This is a genomic window from Mycolicibacterium arseniciresistens (assembly GCF_030519285.1).
Classification (GTDB): Bacteria; Actinomycetota; Actinomycetes; order Mycobacteriales; family Mycobacteriaceae; genus Mycobacterium; species Mycobacterium arseniciresistens.
Genome location: NZ_JAUMSQ010000201.1, coordinates 1 through 16,917 on the forward strand (window position 1 = coordinate 1; position 16,917 = coordinate 16,917).

At 69.8% G+C, this 16,917-nt stretch carries 16 protein-coding genes; 5 read left to right on the forward strand and 11 right to left on the reverse strand.

Annotated elements, in window-relative coordinates; all coding sequences use genetic code 11:
• Positions 1–68: 68 nt before the first annotated feature.
• The 5 genes from Q2100_RS21605 to uvrC all read right to left on the reverse strand — a co-directional run bounded on the left by Q2100_RS21605 (position 69) and on the right by uvrC (position 7,701).
• Positions 69–2,672 carry an ATP-binding protein gene (locus Q2100_RS21605; protein WP_302915711.1) on the reverse strand — a complete coding sequence of 868 codons (2,604 nt, stop codon included), beginning with the start codon at positions 2,670–2,672 and terminating at the stop codon, positions 69–71.
• Between the two features lie 73 nt (positions 2,673–2,745).
• Positions 2,746–3,723 (reverse strand): DNA-binding protein WhiA, encoded by a 978-nt coding sequence (whiA, locus tag Q2100_RS21610; RefSeq protein WP_264013881.1) that lies wholly within the window; start codon positions 3,721–3,723, stop codon positions 2,746–2,748.
• A complete protein-coding gene (yvcK, locus tag Q2100_RS21615; protein WP_264013807.1) occupies positions 3,720–4,745 on the reverse strand; it encodes a uridine diphosphate-N-acetylglucosamine-binding protein YvcK in 1,026 nt (341 codons plus the stop codon). Before yvcK ends, whiA begins: the two co-directional genes overlap by 4 nt.
• Positions 4,742–5,656, reverse strand: coding sequence for an RNase adapter RapZ (gene rapZ, locus Q2100_RS21620; protein ID WP_264013806.1), 915 nt, complete (start codon positions 5,654–5,656; stop codon positions 4,742–4,744). Before rapZ ends, yvcK begins: the two co-directional genes overlap by 4 nt.
• Positions 5,657–5,667: 11 nt before the next feature.
• Positions 5,668–7,701: an excinuclease ABC subunit UvrC gene (uvrC, locus tag Q2100_RS21625; protein ID WP_302915712.1), complete on the reverse strand. Its 2,034-nt coding sequence runs from the start codon at positions 7,699–7,701 to the stop codon at positions 5,668–5,670.
• Between the two features lie 50 nt (positions 7,702–7,751).
• Here uvrC and Q2100_RS21630 point away from each other — a divergent pair, with 50 nt between their 5' ends.
• Both Q2100_RS21630 and Q2100_RS21635 read left to right on the forward strand, forming a co-directional pair.
• The gene (locus Q2100_RS21630) at positions 7,752–9,716 is read left to right on the forward strand and encodes a gamma-glutamyltransferase family protein (protein WP_407667673.1); all 1,965 of its coding nucleotides are present in this window, start codon (positions 7,752–7,754) and stop codon (positions 9,714–9,716) included.
• Positions 9,713–10,183, forward strand: coding sequence for a GNAT family N-acetyltransferase (locus tag Q2100_RS21635; RefSeq protein ID WP_302915713.1), 471 nt, complete (start codon positions 9,713–9,715; stop codon positions 10,181–10,183). The genes Q2100_RS21630 and Q2100_RS21635 overlap by 4 nt, the downstream gene beginning before the upstream one ends.
• Here the strand turns inward: Q2100_RS21635 and Q2100_RS21640 are convergent.
• From Q2100_RS21640 to Q2100_RS21655, 4 genes are all read right to left on the reverse strand, one after another.
• A complete protein-coding gene (locus tag Q2100_RS21640; RefSeq protein WP_264013803.1) occupies positions 10,170–10,637 on the reverse strand; it encodes a PH domain-containing protein in 468 nt (155 codons plus the stop codon). The two genes, Q2100_RS21635 and Q2100_RS21640, sit on opposite strands and share 14 nt — an antisense overlap.
• Positions 10,634–11,113 carry a 6,7-dimethyl-8-ribityllumazine synthase gene (gene ribH / locus Q2100_RS21645; protein WP_302915714.1) on the reverse strand — a complete coding sequence of 160 codons (480 nt, stop codon included), beginning with the start codon at positions 11,111–11,113 and terminating at the stop codon, positions 10,634–10,636. Before ribH ends, Q2100_RS21640 begins: the two co-directional genes overlap by 4 nt.
• Complete coding sequence (locus Q2100_RS21650) at positions 11,110–12,441, reverse strand: bifunctional 3,4-dihydroxy-2-butanone-4-phosphate synthase/GTP cyclohydrolase II (RefSeq protein ID WP_264013801.1); 1,332 nt, start codon at positions 12,439–12,441, stop codon at positions 11,110–11,112. Before Q2100_RS21650 ends, ribH begins: the two co-directional genes overlap by 4 nt.
• A gap of 100 nt (positions 12,442–12,541) precedes the next feature.
• Complete coding sequence (locus tag Q2100_RS21655; protein WP_264013800.1) at positions 12,542–13,141, reverse strand: riboflavin synthase; 600 nt, start codon at positions 13,139–13,141, stop codon at positions 12,542–12,544.
• Positions 13,142–13,228: 87 nt separating this feature from the next.
• Here Q2100_RS21655 and Q2100_RS21660 point away from each other — a divergent pair, with 87 nt between their 5' ends.
• Complete coding sequence (locus tag Q2100_RS21660; protein ID WP_264013799.1) at positions 13,229–13,942, forward strand: LppX_LprAFG lipoprotein; 714 nt, start codon at positions 13,229–13,231, stop codon at positions 13,940–13,942.
• Positions 13,942–15,618 (forward strand): MFS transporter, encoded by a 1,677-nt coding sequence (locus Q2100_RS21665; protein ID WP_302915715.1) that lies wholly within the window; start codon positions 13,942–13,944, stop codon positions 15,616–15,618. Before Q2100_RS21660 ends, Q2100_RS21665 begins: the two co-directional genes overlap by 1 nt.
• A gap of 2 nt (positions 15,619–15,620) precedes the next feature.
• Here the strand turns inward: Q2100_RS21665 and Q2100_RS21670 are convergent, their stop codons facing one another.
• Positions 15,621–15,773 carry a hypothetical protein gene (locus tag Q2100_RS21670; protein ID WP_264013798.1) on the reverse strand — a complete coding sequence of 51 codons (153 nt, stop codon included), beginning with the start codon at positions 15,771–15,773 and terminating at the stop codon, positions 15,621–15,623.
• Positions 15,774–15,961: 188 nt separating this feature from the next.
• Here Q2100_RS21670 and Q2100_RS21675 point away from each other — a divergent pair, with 188 nt between their 5' ends.
• Positions 15,962–16,390 carry an ester cyclase gene (locus tag Q2100_RS21675; RefSeq protein ID WP_302915716.1) on the forward strand — a complete coding sequence of 143 codons (429 nt, stop codon included), beginning with the start codon at positions 15,962–15,964 and terminating at the stop codon, positions 16,388–16,390.
• Here Q2100_RS21675 and Q2100_RS21680 read toward each other — a convergent pair.
• Positions 16,387–16,917: RibD family protein (locus tag Q2100_RS21680; RefSeq protein WP_302915717.1), on the reverse strand; the 531-nt coding region annotated here is incomplete at its 5' end. The genes Q2100_RS21675 and Q2100_RS21680 overlap by 4 nt on opposite strands.

Genomic DNA, 16,917 nt, shown 5'->3' on the forward strand with positions numbered 1-16,917 from the left:
CCCACCCGACCCACCGCCACTACCCGACGAACCACCCTTCTGACTCAGGCGTCCTCGAGGCCGCAGGTTCAGCGTGCCTGCTCGAGTTGAGCGCGAGCCTGGTCGATCTGCTCATACGCGAAACCCGTGATAGTGGCCATCGTCATCGCCTCGCCCTTACGGGCCAATTCCTCGTACGTCGTGTCGCCCAGGACGCTGCGAAGGTGAGCGATCGTGCCGTCGAGGCCGGGAATCGTGACTTCCGCCATTGGCGTATGGGCGTAGCCGAGGATCGTCGCCGCCGGTTCGTACCGGCCCAGACGATCGAGCAGGTAGGCGAGATTCGCAAGCGGAACACCGATCACGCTGGCAGTGCCCGAGTCATGGTAATTGCGGATCGCGACGGTCGCGCCGTCCAGCGCCGCCAAGGGATCGCCGCTGTCCGCCTCGTACTTGCACAGTGCCATCGCCAGGACCGACTCGTTGGCGCGGATCTGATTGTCCTTCGCGATGCGTAAGCCCCGCCGCGCCGCAGCCAGCGAGATCTCCGGTTCGGCATCGCGAAGGGCGGTGCCGTAGGAAAGCAGCGCAAATGACAGCGCAGCTGGGTTGTCCGCCGCCTCCGCGGCCTCAATGAGGCCGTCGGCCATCGCGATGGCTTCGGCGTGCTCGTCCATGGCCATCAGCGCCATCACCAGCCCAGCCCTGGCGAAGGCCCGGGTGTCAGAACTCGCCGTCAGCCTCGCTCGACACAGCCCCGCCCACAGATCGGGCCGTCCAATGCCCAGGTAGACCGAATCCTGTAAGGGGATGAGGCTGGATACCACGTCGTCAAGGTCCGCGGGCAGCACCGAATGACTTGCCTCGGCGTAGCGGATGCCATCCCCGGTCCGTCCGACGAGTTGACAGGTCGTCGCGACGAGATACAGCTCGCCGAGACGGGAATGATTCGCACTCTTCGCCACGTCGATGATCTCCTCGGCCCACGCAGCAGGCTCGTAGACTTCCATCCAGAGTCCGAGGAAGCCGGTGACCGTGACGATCGCCGCTGCGGTGTCGAGGTCGCCGTCGTCGGCCGCCCATCGAAAGGCAGTGCGCAGGTTCGCCAATTCATCGATGATCCACGCGTACGCGTCACGCTGTCGCGGGCTGTCCCACAGGTCGAGTAACTCGGCCTCGCGGCTTGCGAAGTAGCGGCCATGAGCGCGACGCGCCTCGCCAGCCAATCCCCGCGCCACGAGTTCGTCCTCGGCGTACTGGCGGATCGTCTCCAGCATCGAGTACCGGGTGCGAGCCGTCGACGACTTGGCAACAACCAGCAGCGATTTCCTCACCAACGCATCGAGCAAGTCGAGCGTCGCGTACTCGTCCTCACCGACACCGCCCACAGCGCAGGCGCTCTGGAGGTCGAACCCACCCGCGAACACCGAGCACAGTTCGAGCAGCTTCTTCTCCCGCTCGTCGAGGAGACCGAACGACCAGGCAACCGCGTGCCGCAGTGTCTGATGGCGCTCCACACCTCGTCGGGAGCCGACGAGCAGCTGGAAGCGGTGATCGAGCCTGTCCCGCACCTCGCCCACCGACATCGACGACATCCGGGACGCCGCCAACTCGATCGCCAACGGGATGCCGTCGAGCCGGCGGCAGACGTCCTGCACAGCGGGGAGCTCGTCGGGTGAGATGCTCTCCGCGCGCTCGGCGAACAGCTCCACCGCAGCGTTCACGTCCAATGACTGCACCCGCCACGGTTTTTCGTCGGGCAGGCCGAGCCCTTCACGACTGGTGGCCAGGACCCTCACGGTGGCCGACTGATGAAGGATCGCCGCGACCAGGTCCGCCGCGGCGTCGACGACGTGCTCGCAGTTGTCGAACACCAGGAGCCGTTCCCTGCCGTCGAGGGCGGTCGCGACGGATTCGCATACCGTCTTCCCCGGCTGCTGGGTGACGCCGAGCACCGCAGCGACCGCATCGGGTACCGACGCCGGGTCGGTGACCGCCGCTAGCTCGAAAAGCCACACCCCGTCCGGATATTCGTCGGCCACGCTCGCTGCGACCTCGACCGCCAACCGGGTCTTGCCGATGCCGCCGACGCCGGTCAGCGTAACCAGCCGATGGGCGCGCACCGCGGAAACGATGTCGGCCAGTTCGCCGGCACGCCCGATCAAGCTCGTCGGGGCCGCGCGCAGGTTCCCCGATCGGAACTCGAGTGTTCGCGGCCGCGGGAAGTCCGTACGCAAGCCGGGCGCACACAGCTGATACAACGCTACTGGCTGTGTGACATCGCGTAACCGGTGCTGTCCAAGATCAGTCAGCGCCACACCGCTGAGCAGCGCCGCGGTCGAATCAGCCAGTAGGACCTGTCCCCCATGCCCGGCGGTCATCACCCGGGACGCCCGGTTGAGTGCTGTCCCGAAGTAATCGCCGTCCCGTAACTCTGCTTCCCCCGTCGCAAGCCCCATCCGGACGGGCAACATCAGCCGGCGCTGGGCGTCGATCGCGGCGTCCACCGCAGAGCGCGGCGAGGCGAACGCGGCGCATGCGCCGTCTCCGGTGTGCTTGAAAAGGAAACCGCCGTGCGATTCAATCGCCGACCGCAACACCGAGTCGTGCGCGGCCAGATCCACTCGCATGGCGTCCGCGTCGGATTCCCACCGATGGGTCGAACCCTCGATATCGGTGAACAGAAACGTCACGACCCCTGACGGCGGGGTCCCCCCGGACACTTCCGCAGGATGCCACACCAGTGGCGAGCGCACGCTCGATTGGCTAAGCGTCCTCGAGCAGGTCGGGCGTCACCGCGGACTCGGTGTCGGGGATGCCGTCCTGCTTGGCCTTCCGGTCGGCCATCGACAGCAAGCGTCGGATACGTCCTGCCACAGCGTCTTTCGTCATGGGCGGATCGGCCAACCGGCCGAGCTCCTCGAGCGAGGCCTGCCGGTGCTCCACCCGCAACCGGCCCGCCGCCGACAGGTGGTCCGGCACGGTGTCACCCAATATGTGCAACGCCCGCTCCACCCGGGCAGCCGCCGCGACCGCCGCCCGCGCCGAGCGCCGCAGGTTCGCGTCGTCGAAGTTGGCCAGCCGGTTCGCGGTGGCGCGGACCTCGCGCCGCATCCGGCGCTCCTCCCACGTCAACCGGGTGTCCTGAGCGCCCATCCGGGTGAGCAGCGCACCGATGGCCTCGCCGTCGCGCACCACCACCCGGTCGCTGCCCCGAACCTCGCGCGCCTTCGCGCTCACCCCCAGCCGGCGGGCCGCACCGACCAGCGCCAGCGCCGCCTCGGGACCCGGGCAGCTCACCTCGAGCGCCGAGGAGCGACCCGGCTCGGTCAGCGATCCGTGCGCGAGAAACGCACCGCGCCAAGCGGCTTCGGCGTCGCCGACGCTGCCGCCGACCACCTGGGCCGGAAGTCCGCGCACCGGGCGGCCACGGAGGTCCAGCAAGCCTGTCTGTCTGGCCAGAGCCTCGCCGTCCTTGGCCACCCGCACCACGTACCGGGTGCCCTTGCGGATCCCGCTGGCCGACAGCACGTGCACCACCGCGTTGTAGCCGTACAGGTCGTGGATGTCCTTGCGGAGCCGGCGGGCGATGATGCCCAGGTCGACCTCGGCCTCGACGACCACCCGCCCCGACACGATGTGCAGCCCACCGGCGAAGCGCAGCAGGGCGGCCACCTCGGCGCGGCGAGCGCTCACCGAGTTGACCACCAACCGGCTCAGCTCGTCCTTGACCTCGGCTGTCATCGCCACGGGTCGTCACCTCTCGGTCTGTTCACGGTCGGTGTGGGCACCGTCGGCATCTGCACATCGGGGGCCGGGGCCACCCCTCGCAAGCGGACACCCTCCAGTGCCGCGGCCAGTTTCGCCGGGTCATGTAAAGGTGTACCAGGTCTACACACGTCAGCAAACTCCACGCGGGCCTCGAGGATGGTGGCGGTGCGGCTCAGTTGCTCACGCTCGCGGTCGCTCGGCACCCGGGTGGCGTCGACGATGATGTCGTGCGCGGTGAAGTCCGGCGCGTGCTGGGCGAGCACGTGGATGTGCCGCTCCACCGAGAAGCCGGCGGTCTCCCCCGGCTCGGCCGCGAGGTTGAGCACCAGCGCCCGCCTTGCGGAGGTGGCGCGCAGCGCAGCCGCCAGTTCCGGCACCAGCACATGCGGGATGACGCTGGTGAACCACGAGCCCGGGCCCAGCACCACCAGATCGGCGCTCATGATCGCGTCCACCGCCTGCCGGGTCGCCGGCGGGTCACCCGGCAGCAACCGGACCCGGCGCACCTTGCCGACCGTCGTCGCGATCGCCACCTGACCGCGGATCACCCGACTCATCCGCGGATCGGACTCCAGGCCCGCGACGTCGGCCTCGATCTGCAGTGCGATCGGGCACATCGGCAGCACCCGGCCCTTCAGTCCGAGCACCCGGCCCAGCTCGTCGAGCGCGGCGACCGGATCGGCGAGCACCTCGCTCAGCCCGGCCAGCATCAGGTTGCCGATCGGATGGCCGGCCAGCGCGCCACTGCCGCCGAACCGGTGCTGGATGATCGTCGCCCACAGCCGTCCCTGCGGTGTGTCGGATGCCAACGCCGCCAACGCCATCCGCAGATCGCCTGGCGGAACGACGTCCAGTTCGCTGCGCAGCCGCCCCGACGATCCGCCGTCGTCGGCGACCGTGACCACCGCGGTGACGTGATGGCTGAGGCGGCGTGCCGCGGACAGCGTCGCATACAGGCCGTGCCCACCGCCGAGCGCGACGATCCGCGGGCTCATTCGCGCCCCAGATCCCGGTGCAGCACCCGCACCGTCAGCCCGTCACCGCCTTGCAGCCGCCCGGCCAGCGCCTCGGCCATCGCGACGCTGCGATGCTTGCCGCCCGTACATCCGATGGCGACCGTCATGTAGCGCTTTCCCTCCCGGCGGTAGCCCTCGATCACGACGTCCAGCAACCGATGGTAGGTGTCGAGGAACTCGGCGGCGCCCGGCTGCCCGAGCACGTAGTCGCGCACCGCCTCGTGCTGGCCGGTGTGCGGACGCAGGTCGTCGACCCAGTGCGGATTCGGCAGGAACCGCACGTCCATCACCGTGTCGGCATCCATCGGCAGGCCGTACTTGTACCCGAACGACTCGACCGTGACGCTCGTGTGGGCGACGGTCTCGCCACCGAACGCCCGCTCGATGCTCTCGCGCAGCGCGGGCACCGACAGCTTCGAGGTGTCGATCACCAGGTCGGCCGTCGCGCGCACCGCGGCCAGCAGCGCCCGTTCGGCGGCGATGCCCTCGGCCAGCGTCTGGTTGCCCTGCAGCGGATGGCTGCGGCGGTTCTGTTCGTAGCGCCGCACCAGGATGTCGTCGGACGCCTCGAGGAACAGCACCCGCGGTCTGATGTTGCGGGTCGCCAGATCGCTGCGCACCCAGTCCAGGTCGCCGGTGAAACCACGCGACCGGACGTCCATCACCACGGCCAGCTGCGTGATGCGGGAGCCGGCGGCCAGGCCCAGCTCGACCATCCGGGCGATCAGCTCCGGCGGCAGGTTGTCGGCGACGTACCAGCCGAGGTCCTCGAGCACCTTGGCCGCCGTTCCGCGACCCGCCCCGGACAGCCCGGTCACCAGCACGACGTCGATGCCCGATTCCCCGCCCGACTCGTGAACCACCCCGTCGTCCTGCAGTTGTCCGCTCATCCCTGACTCTGTCATCCCGATGCCCTGGCCTGATCATCCTCGACAACGGCTGTGGGCACAGCGGAATCGGCCGCCGCGCCGCCTAGTGCCTCCAGCACCGCCTTCGCCGTCGCCGCGCCGATCCCCGGCACCGCGGTGATCTCCTCGACGGTGGCCTCCTTCAGCTTGGCCACCGAACCGAAGTGGGTCACGAGCGCCTTGCGCCGGTGTTCGCCCAGCCCACGCACCGAGTCGAGCGCCGAAGCGGTCATCCGCTTGGACCGCTTGCTGCGGTGATAGGCGATGGCGAACCGGTGCGCCTCGTCGCGGACGCGCTGCAGCAGATACAACCCCTCGCTGTTGCGCGGGAAGATCACCGGGTCGGGTTCCGCGGGCACCCACACCTCCTCCAACCGCTTGGCCAGCCCGACGACGGCGACGTCGGTGACCCCGAGTTCGTCGAGCACCGCCTGTGCGGCGTTGACCTGAGGTGCGCCGCCGTCGACGACGAACAGGTTCGGCGGGTAGGCGAAGCGCCGCGGCCTGGCCGTGCCCGCGGCGTCGGTCACCTCCGTCACGTCCGGCGCGTCCGGCGTCTCCGTCGGGGGCCGGGTGTCGTGCAGATGGCGGTAGAAGCGCCGCCGGGTGACCTCGGCGATGGAGGCCACGTCGTCGGAGCGGCCCTCCCCGGCGGCCTCCCGGATCGCGTAGTGGCGGTAGTCGGACTTGCGCGGCAGCCCGTCCTCGAACACCACCAGCGAGGCCACCACGTCGGTGCCCTGGACGTGGCTGATGTCGACGCACTCGATGCGCAGCGGTGCGTCGGCGAGCCCGAGGGTGTCCTGGATGCTCTGCAGCGCAGCGCTTCTCGCCGTGAAGTCGCCGGCTCGTTTCAGCTTGTGCTGTGCCAGCGCGTCCATCGCGTTGCGTCTCACGGTCTCGGCCAGCGCCCGCTTGTCGCCACGCTGGGGCACCCGCAGCGACACCCGCGACCCGCGCAGCCCCGACAGCCATTCCGCCAGTTCGTCGGCGTTGTCCGGCAGGCACGGCACCAGCACCTGACGGGGCACCGGGTTGGTCGCCTCGTCCTTGCCGCCGTCGCCGGCCACGCCCAGCTCCGCCTGGTCGCCGTAGAACTGGGTGAGGAACTGTTCGACCAACCGCTCCTCGCCGGATTCGCCGGGGTCGCCGGACTTCTCGACGATCCAGCCGCGCTGGCCGCGCACCCGCCCGCCGCGGACGTGGAAGACCTGTACCGCCGCCTCGAGCTCGTCGTCGGCGAAGGCCACCAGGTCGGCGTCGGTGCCGTCACCGAACACGACGGTCTGCTTCTCGAGCGCCCGCTTCAGCGCGCCGATGTTGTCCCGTAACCGCGCCGCGCGTTCGAAGTCCAACTGCCCGGCGGCCTCGGCCATCTGCTGTTCCATGTCACGGGCCAGCCGGTCGGTCTTGCCCGCCAGGAAGTCGCAGAAGTCCAGCACGATCCGGCGGTGTTCGTCGGCGCTGACCCGGCCGACGCACGGCGCCGAGCACTTGTCGATGTAGCCGAGCAGGCAGGGCCGGTCGATCTGCTTGTGCCGCTTGAACACTCCGGCCGAGCAGGTGCGCGACGGGAACACCCGGGTGAGCAGGTCGAGGGTCTCCCGGATCGCCCAGGCGTGCGAGTACGGACCGAAGTACCGCACCCCCTTGCGCCGCGGGCCCCGGTAGACCATCAGCCGCGGGTACTCCTCGTTCAGCGTGACCGCCAGCACCGGGTAGGACTTGTCGTCGCGGTAGCGGATGTTGAACCGCGGATCGAACTCCTTGATCCAGAGGTACTCCAGCTGCAGCGCCTCGACCTCGGTGGTGACCACCGTCCACTCGACCTTGGCCGCGGTCGTCACCATCTGCCTGGTGCGCGGCGCCAGGCCGGCGATGTCGGCGAAGTAGGAGTTCAGCCTGCTGCGCAGGCTCTTGGCCTTGCCGACATAGATCACCCGGCCGTGCGGGTCGCGGAAGCGGTAGACACCCGGTTCGACGGGTATCGACCCGGGCGCGGGTCGGTACGTCGCTGGATCGGGCACGGTTTCCAGGTTACTGCCGCAGACCTGTGTGACTCCGCTAACGTCGAGGCGTGCGCATCCCGGTATGCCCGCAGAAGCTCGCGGCCCTGTTGGCGGCTGTCGGACTGGTGGTCGCCGGCTGCGGCGGCGACGAGGAGTCCCCGCCCACCCCCGCGGCGAGCCCGTGCGAGATCGTGTCCAACGGCACACCGGCGCCCAAGACGCCGACCGCCGCACCCGACGCTCCCACCTCGCGAAATCTCGGCACCAATCCCGAGGTGGCGACGGGCTACCGCAAGGACATGACCGCCGTGAACACGGCGCGCTATGCGGTCGCAACGGCGAATCCGCTGGCCACCCAAGAGGCATGCCGGGTGCTGCGCGACGGTGGCACCGCCGCCGACGCGCTGGTCACCGCACAGGCGGTGCTGGGCCTGGTCGAACCTCAGGCATCCGGCATCGGCGGCGGCGGCTTCCTGCTGTACTTCGACGCCGCGTCGGGCAAGGTGCAGGCCTACGACGGACGTGAGGTGGCCCCGGCCGCCGCGACCGAAAACTACCTGCGCTGGATCTCCGACACCGACCGCACCGAGCCGAAGCCGGACGCGAGGGCGTCGGGCCGTTCCATCGGTGTGCCCGGCATCGTGCGGATGCTCGAGGACGCCCACCGGGAGCACGGCAAGTCCACCTGGCGCGACCTGTTCCAGCCCGCGGTGGGGCTGGCCGACCGTGGTTTCGACATCAGTCCCCGGCTGGCCGCGGCCATCGCGGACGTCGCCAAGGAGTTGCGGGTCGACCCCGAGGCCGCCGCCTACTTCCTCAACGCCGACGGCAGCCCCAAGACCGCGGGCACCCGGCTGACGAACCCGGCATACGCCAAGACCCTCGGCGCGCTGGCGACCGACGGGGCGCAGGCGTTCTACACCGGGCCGATCGCCCAGGCGATCGTGGAATCCGCCGCGGACACCGCGGGCGGCCGCACCCCCAGCCTGATGACGGTGCAGGACCTGGCCGGCTACACGGTGAAGATGCGTGAGCCGCTGTGCAAGTCGTACCGCGGCCGGGAGGTGTGCGGGATGCCGCCGCCGTCCTCGGGTGGCATCGCGGTGCTGGCCACCCTCGGCATGCTGGAGCGCTTCTCGATGGGCGACCACAAGCCCACCGACCTCGACCTCAACGGCGGCCGGCCGTCGGTGATGGGTGTCCACCTCATCTCTGAGGCCGAACGGCTGGCCTACGCCGATCGCGACAAGTACGTCGCCGACACCGAATTCGTCCCGCTGCCGGGCGGCACCCCGGACACCCTGCTCAACAGCGACTACCTCGCCGGGCGTGCGGCGCTGATCTCCGAGCAGCGGACGATGGGCACCGCCAAGCCGGGCGCGTTCGGCCCACCGACCTCGCCGGTGCCGCCGACACCGGAGCACGGCACCAGCCAGATCAGCGTGGTCGACTCCTTCGGCAACGCCGCATCGCTGACCACCACGGTGGAGTCGGCGTTCGGCTCGTTCCACATGGTCGACGGCTTCATCCTCAACAACCAGCTCACCGACTTCTCGGCGGAGCCCGCAGGACCCGACGGTGCGCCGGTCGCCAACCGGATCCAGCCCGGCAAGCGGCCGCGCAGCACGATGGCGCCGACGCTGGTGTTCGGCGAGGGCGGTGGCGCGCCGGGGGCACGGGGGCCGTTGTACGCCGTGCTCGGCTCCCCCGGCGGCTCGGTGATCATCCAGTTCGTCGTGAAGACCGTCGTCGGCATGACCGACTGGGGGCTCGATCCGCAGCAGGCGGTCGGAATGGTCGACTTCGGGGCCGCGAACACGCCGAAAACCAATGTGGGCGGCGAACATCCGAACATCAACACCGCCAACGACGGCGACGACGACCCGCTCGTGCAGGGCCTGCGCAAACTCGGCCACGACGTCGACCTGGCCGACCAGTCGAGTGGGTTGTCCGCGATCGTGCGGGACCAGTCCGGCCTGACCGGCGGCGCAGATCCGCGTCGCGAAGGGCTGGTGATGGGCGACGCCCGGTGACGACCGCCAGGGTCACCAAGCTCGCCGAATCCGATTGGCGCACGTTCGCCGTCATCCGGTTGCGGGCGCTCACCGACTCACTGGGTTCCGACGACCCGCAGTTCGTCAACGAGTCCGCGTTCACCGCGGCGCAGTGGCGGCGCCGGCTGCGTGACCACGCGCAGTTCGCCGCATTCGTCGACGACCGTCCGGTCGGGCTGATCGGCGCGCAGAAGGAGAGCATCGACACCGTGTACCTGTACTCGCTGTGGCTCGATCCCGAGGCACGCGGACACGGTCTGGCCCGGCCGCTGGTCGAGGCCGCCGTGGACTGGGCGAGCAGGCAGGGCGCCCGGACGGTGACGCTGCGGGTGGCCGCCGACAACTCGGTGGCCCGCAGCGTCTACGAGAGCCTGGGATTCACGGTGAAGTCGGTGACTGCGGAGGGGACGCGCCCCGAGTTCGCGATGGCGCTCAGCGTGACGTGATGTCGGGCCGGTGGCGCGCCAGCGCGGCACGCACCTGGTCCATCGCGTCGACGGCGCGCCCCTTGTCGATCGCCTGGATGGCCATGACGGGGATGTACTCGTCGTCCGGCAGGTCGATCCGGGCCCACCGGGCGCCCACCGGGAACGACACACCCACCACGTCGGACCACGGAATGAGCTTGTACGTCAACAGATTCCGTACCGCCAGGCCGGACGCACCGACACGGAGCCGGGGCCTGGCGAAGAGCAGCACCACGCCGCCGATCACGACGCCGAGCAGGGCGATCGCCACCTGGTCGGCGGTCTGGAAGATCACCCCGGTCGAGCGGACCTTGAGCAGCAGGCCCACGGTGACGTGCGCGGCGACGATGATCACGGCCGCCGCGTAGGCGAAGTACGGCGTCAGATGGGGCCGCACCTCGAGCTCGACGTCGTTGCCGGAGGCGTCGCTCATGACCCGCGCAGCTCACGCAGGGTCAGCGCGGTCGACAGCGCCGCAGCGGCGGCCTGGGCACCCTTGTCCTCGGTCGAGGACGGCAGGCCCGCGCGGTCGAGGGCCTGGTCCTCGGTGTTGACGGTCAGCACCCCGTTGGCGACCGGGGTGGACGCATCGAGCGACACCCGGGTCAGGCCCTGGGTCACCGCATCGCAGACGTAATCGAAATGCGGTGTCTGGCCGCGGATCACCACGCCGAGCGCCACCACCGCGTCGTGGCCTGCGGCCAAAGCCTGTGCCACCACCGGTATCTCGATGGCCCCGAGTACACGCACCACCGTGGGGTCGTCGATGCCGGCTTCGGCCGCGACCTTGCGGGCACCGTCGAGCAGGGCGTCACAGATCTGCTGGTGCCACGTGCTGGCGACGATCGCCAGCGTGATGTCCGACGCGTCGAGCTCCGGCAGGTCCGGGACCCCGGCCGCCGGGCTCACCGGGCGCCGCCGGAGTCGCGCGGATCGCCGGCCGGGCGACGGTCGCCGAGTAGGTAGACCGCCTCGTCGTAGCCGTCCATCGTGTGCGCCTCTTCGAAGTCGTCCAGGCCGATCAGGTCGTGGCCCATGCGGTCGCGTTTGGTCATCAGGTAACGGATGTTCTCGGAGTTGGCCCGCACCGGCAACGGCACCCGCTCGATGATGTGCAGCCCGTACCCGTCGAGGCCGACGCGCTTGGCGGGATTGTTGGTCAGCAGCCGCATCGACCGCACACCCAGATCGACGAGGATCTGCGCCCCGATGCCGTAGTCCCTCGCGTCGGCGGGCAGGCCCAGCTTGAGGTTCGCGTCGACGGTGTCGTCACCGGCGTCCTGCAGCTGATAGGCCTGCAGCTTGTGCATCAGGCCGATGCCGCGTCCCTCGTGACCCCGCATGTACAGCACGATGCCGCGGCCCTCGCGGGCCACCATCGCCATGGCGGCGTCCAGTTGCGGCCCGCAGTCGCAGCGCCGGGAGCCGAACACGTCACCGGTCAGGCACTCCGAGTGCACACGGACCAGTACGTCGTGGCCGTCACCGTGCGGGCCGGCCACGTCGCCGCGCACCAGCGCCACGTGTTCGACGTCCTCGTAGATGCTGGTGTAGCCGACGGCACGGAACTCGCCGTGCCGGGTGGGGATGCGGGCCTCGGCGATACGGACGATGTGCTTCTCGTGCTTGCGCCGCCACTCGATGAGGTCGGCGATCGAGATCAGCGCGAGTTCGTGCTCGTCGGCGAAGACCCTCAGCTCGTCGGTCTGCGCCATCGCGCCCTCGTCCTTCTGGCTGACGATCTCGCAGATCGCCCCCGCGGGCTGCAGCCCCGCCAGCCTCGCCAGATCGACCGCGGCCTCGGTGTGCCCGGGCCGGCGCAGCACGCCACCGTCCTTGGCGCGCAGCGGCACCACGTGGCCCGGCTTGGTGAAGTCCTCGGCCACGGCACCGGGGTCTGCGAGTGCGCGCATCGTCGTCGCCCGGTCGGAGGCCGAGATACCGGTTCCGACACCGACTTTCGCGTCCACGGTGACCGTGTAGGCGGTGCCGTGCTTGTCCTGGTTGACCGCGTACATCGGCAGCAGGCCGAGCCGGTCGCACACCTCGCCGCTCAGCGGCACGCACAGGTAGCCCGAGGTGTAGCGGACCATGAACGCGACGAGTTCGGGGGTGGCCTTCTCGGCGGCGAAGATCAGGTCGCCTTCGTTCTCGCGGTCCTCGTCGTCGATGACGACCACGGCCTTACCCGCCGCTATGTCGGCGATCGCCCGTTCGACAGAGTCGAGCCTGGTCATCTGCTGCCACCTTCACCGGATCCGAGACCTCGGTCGGTCGATTCGGTGACCGGGTCCACACCATCAGTATGAACCACTCGCAGGCGGCGATTATTGCCAGCTAGCCCGCCGTGGGACCCATCAGTCGCTCGACGTACTTAGCGATGATGTCGACCTCAAGGTTGACCGGGTCACCGATGGCCGCGGAGCCCAGCGTCGTCAATTCCCGGGTGGTGGGGATCAACGAGACCTCGAACCAGTCGTCTCCCAGGCCCGACACGGTCAGCGACACACCGTTGACGGTGATGGACCCCTTCTCGACGACGTAGCGGGACAGCGACGCGGGCAGGTCGATCCGCATCACCTCCCAGTGTTCGAACGGTGTGCGCGCAATCACATGGCCGGTGCCGTCGACGTGGCCCTGCACGATGTGCCCGCCGAGCCGGCTGTTGACCGCCGCGGCGCGCTCCAGGTTGACCCGGCTGCCCTCGGCGATGTCGCGCAGGCTCGACCGGTTGAGGGTCTCGCCCATCACGTCGGTCGAGAACGATCCGTCGGCCAGCACGTCGACCACCGTCAGGCAGACGCCGTTGACGGCGATCGAGTCGCCGTGACCGGCGTCCGACGTGACGACCGGACCGCGGATGACCAGCCGGGCGGCGTCGCCGAGGTCCTGTTTGTCGACGACCTCGCCCACCTCTTCGACGATTCCTGTGAACACGACGACCAGCCTATTCCGGCGTGCCGGCGGATCGCCGGTGCGGGCGGCGAACTCGTCGGCGCGAAGCGAACCTCTACGATGCAAGTCATGCGTCTGCGCCCACGCCATTCCCTGCATGCCTTCATCGCAATCCTTTTCGCCACCGCGTTGGTGGTGACCGGCTGTTCGTCGTCGCCGGAGCAGTCGAGCGAGCCGCTGCCCGACGCGGCCACCTTGCTGCAGGACTCCGCGAAGACCACCCGGGAGCTGCAGAGTGCGCACCTGAAGCTCTCGACGACAGGTGAGATCCCGGAGCTGCCGATCGAGACCCTGGAAGGCGACCTGACCAACACGCCCGCGGTCGCCGCGCAGGGCACCACCAACCTCGCTCTCATGGGTCAGCGGCTCGAAGGTGTGCAGTTCTCCGTCGTCGACGGCACCCTGTACGCCGCGCTCACGCCGGGCAGCGGTCTGCAGGACTTCGGTCCGGCCGCCGACATCTTCGACGTCTCGGCGATCCTCGACCCGAACCGCGGACTGGCCAACCTGCTGGCCAACTTCACCGACGCCAAGGCCGACGGCCGCGAGAACATCGCGGGCGCCGACACCGTGCGGGTGACCGGCACGGTCAGTGCGGAGGCCGTCAACTCGATCGCCCCGCAGCTCGGCGCCACCGGCCCCGTGCCCGCCACGGCGTGGATCGCCGAGAACGACAAGAAAGAACTGGTGCAGGCACAGCTGCAACCCAAAGACGGCGTGAGCATCACCATGACGTTCACCGACTGGGGTAAGCCGGTCACCGTCACCAAGCCCGCGGTGTGATGACTTCTCCCCCAGTGGAAGCCACGCCGAAGACAACGGTGCGCAGCCGCGGCATCGCGCTGAGCGCAGGCAGCCTCGCGGTGCTGCTTGGCGCGCTCGACACCTACGTCGTGATCACCATCATTCGCGACATCATGATGGACGTCGGGATCGCGATCAATCAGATCCAGCGGGTCACGCCGATCATCACCTGGTACCTGCTGGGTTACATCGCCGCGATGCCGCTGCTCGGGCGCGCGTCGGACCGATTCGGCCGCAAGATGATGCTGCAGGTCAGCCTCGCCGGGTTCGCGATCGGCTCGGTGATCACCGCGATGTCGACCGACCTCGTGCTGATGGTCGTCGGCCGAACCATCCAGGGCGCCGCCAGCGGCGCACTGCTGCCGGTCACCCTCGCCCTGGCCGCCGATCTGTGGGCGAGCCGCCAACGCGCTGCCGTGCTCGGCGGGGTGGGCGCCGCCCAGGAACTCGGCGCCGTGCTGGGCCCGGTGTACGGCATCGCCATGGTCTGGGCGTTCCACCACTGGCAGGCGGTGTTCTGGGTCAACGTGCCGCTGGCGGTCATCGCGATGGTGATGATCCACTTCAGCCTGCCGGGGCGCAGACAGACCGACGAGCCGCAGCGGGTCGACGTGGTCGGCGGCGTGCTGCTCGCCGTCGCGCTCGGCCTGGTGGTCATCGGGCTGTACAACCCCGCGCCGGACGGCAAGAAGATCCTCCCCGACTACGGTGCGCCGCTGCTGATCGCCGCCGCGGTGGTCACCGTCGGTTTCTTCGTCTGGGAGCGGTTCGCCCGCACCCGCCTGATCGAACCCGCGGGGGTGCGGTTCCGGCCGTTCCTCGCCGCACTCGGGGCGTCCCTCACGGCCGGCGCAGCGCTGATGGTGACGCTGGTCAACGTCGAACTGTTCGGGCAGGGCGTCCTCGGCCAGTCCCAGAACGAGGCCGCGTTCCTGCTGCTTCGATTCCTCATCGCGCTCCCGGTCGGCGCTCTGCTGGGCGGGTGGATCGCCAGCCGGGTGGGTGACCGGTTGGTCGCGTTCGCCGGCCTGGTGATCGCCGCCGGCGGGTTCTTCCTGATCTCGAAGTGGCCGGTGGACCTGTTCGCGGCGCGCCACGACCTCGGATTCGTGTCGCTGCCGGTGCTCGACACCGATCTCGCGATCGCCGGCATCGGGCTGGGCCTGGTGATCGGCCCGCTGACCTCGGCGACGCTGCGGGTGGTGCCGGCAGCCCAGCACGGCATCGCGTCGGCCGCGGTGGTGGTGGCGCGCATGATCGGCATGCTCGTCGGCATCGCCGCGCTGTCGGCGTGGGGCCTGTACCGGTTCAACCAGGCCCTGGCTCAGCGCCTGGAGGAGCTGCCGCAGCCCGTCGTGAGCTCGCCAAGAGAGCAGGCGCTCGCCCAGGCCACCCGTTACACCCAGGCGACGCTCGAGGCGTACGTGATGCAGTTCCAGGACATCTTCCTGGCGACGGCCGTGGTCTGCATCGTCGGCGCGCTGCTGGGTCTGCTGATCGCGGGCCGCCACGAACACGCCGACGAACTGGCCGAACCGGAGTCCGCGCCACCCGCCGATCAGCCGGTGTCAGCGCCACCCGCCGACGAGCCCGTGCTCAGCGACCCGGCCGCCGCCGGCGCGGAGCGGCAGCTGGGCCGGCACCGGGCCGACTGACGTCAGCAGCGCTCGAGGCCGGGGCGCAACAGCGTCGGCTCGCTGCGGTCCTCCTTTTTGCCAGGAAGGACGCTGCGGAGGGGCGCGAAGACGAAGGTCTTCACAGATTGCGGGGTCACGGTGGGAATACTGAGCCAGTCCTGCAGTGCAGTCACGCTCAAGTCCTTTGCTCGGGGTCACCAGCGCGTGGGTCGTCGGTGACAGCGCTCTGGTACGAGTGTACCGAGAGTGGCACCTCATTTGTTTGCCGTGGCTGCGCGTCGAGGGCGAGATAGCCCACAGTCGGTGTGGAAGCGGGCTGCCTGCCGGTGAACCTTTTCGAGCGCCCACCCGTCGACGAGACGTGACGAACTCGACCGCGGCCCTGGCCGCTGATGTGATGGACGCCCTCAACACCCGGCAGCTGGACCGCCTCCACGACCTGGTCACCGACGACTTCGTCGACCACGGCTCTCCGGTGCCGCTGCCGCCGGGCCCCGACGGGTACATCGCGATCCTCACATTCGTCACGGAGGTGCTCGGCGTCCGCTACGAGGTCCACGACGTCGTGGAATCCGGCGACACCGTCGCGATCCGGGCCACCGCGCACGGTGTCAACGCGGTGTCGCCGGAGGGCGTGATGGCCACCGGCAGGCCGTTCGCCATGAAGACGGCGCACTTCTTCCGATCGCGAGGCGGTCGGTTGTGCGAGCACTGGGGCATCCGCGACGAACTCGACGTGCTGTATCAGGTCGGTGCGCTGACTCCGCCCGCCCGCTTGGCGGTCGACTAGGCCGGGATCAGGCTCACCAGCAGGTCCGATCCGATGGCGTCCATGCCGTCGAACCGCCAGCGTCGGGCTGCGGCGATGGTCGGCACACCGACGTCGTCGACCGCGGTGATCGGCCCGCCGAGCAGGATCGGCGCCATGTACGCCAGGATCCGGTCGACCACGCCTGCCCGCACGAAGGCGCCGGCCAGCGTCGGTCCGCCTTCGACGAGCACGTCGGTGCGGTCGGTCAGCGCCCGGATCACCTCGTGCGGGTCGTGGGTGCGGATCACCATGGTCCTCGAGTCGTCGTTGAGCACCCTCGCCTCCGAGGAGATCTCGCGCTGCCCCACGACGACGCGCAGCGGTTGCCGGTCGGCGAGACTGCCGTCGGGCCTGCGGGCGGTCAGCGTGGGATCGTCGGCGAACACGGTGCCGGTGCCCACCACGATGGCATCCGCCCGGGCCCGCCTGCGGTGCACGTCGGCGCGGGCGGCCTCGCCGGTGATCCACTGGCTGGTGCCGTCGGCCGCGGCGCTGCGGCCGTCGAC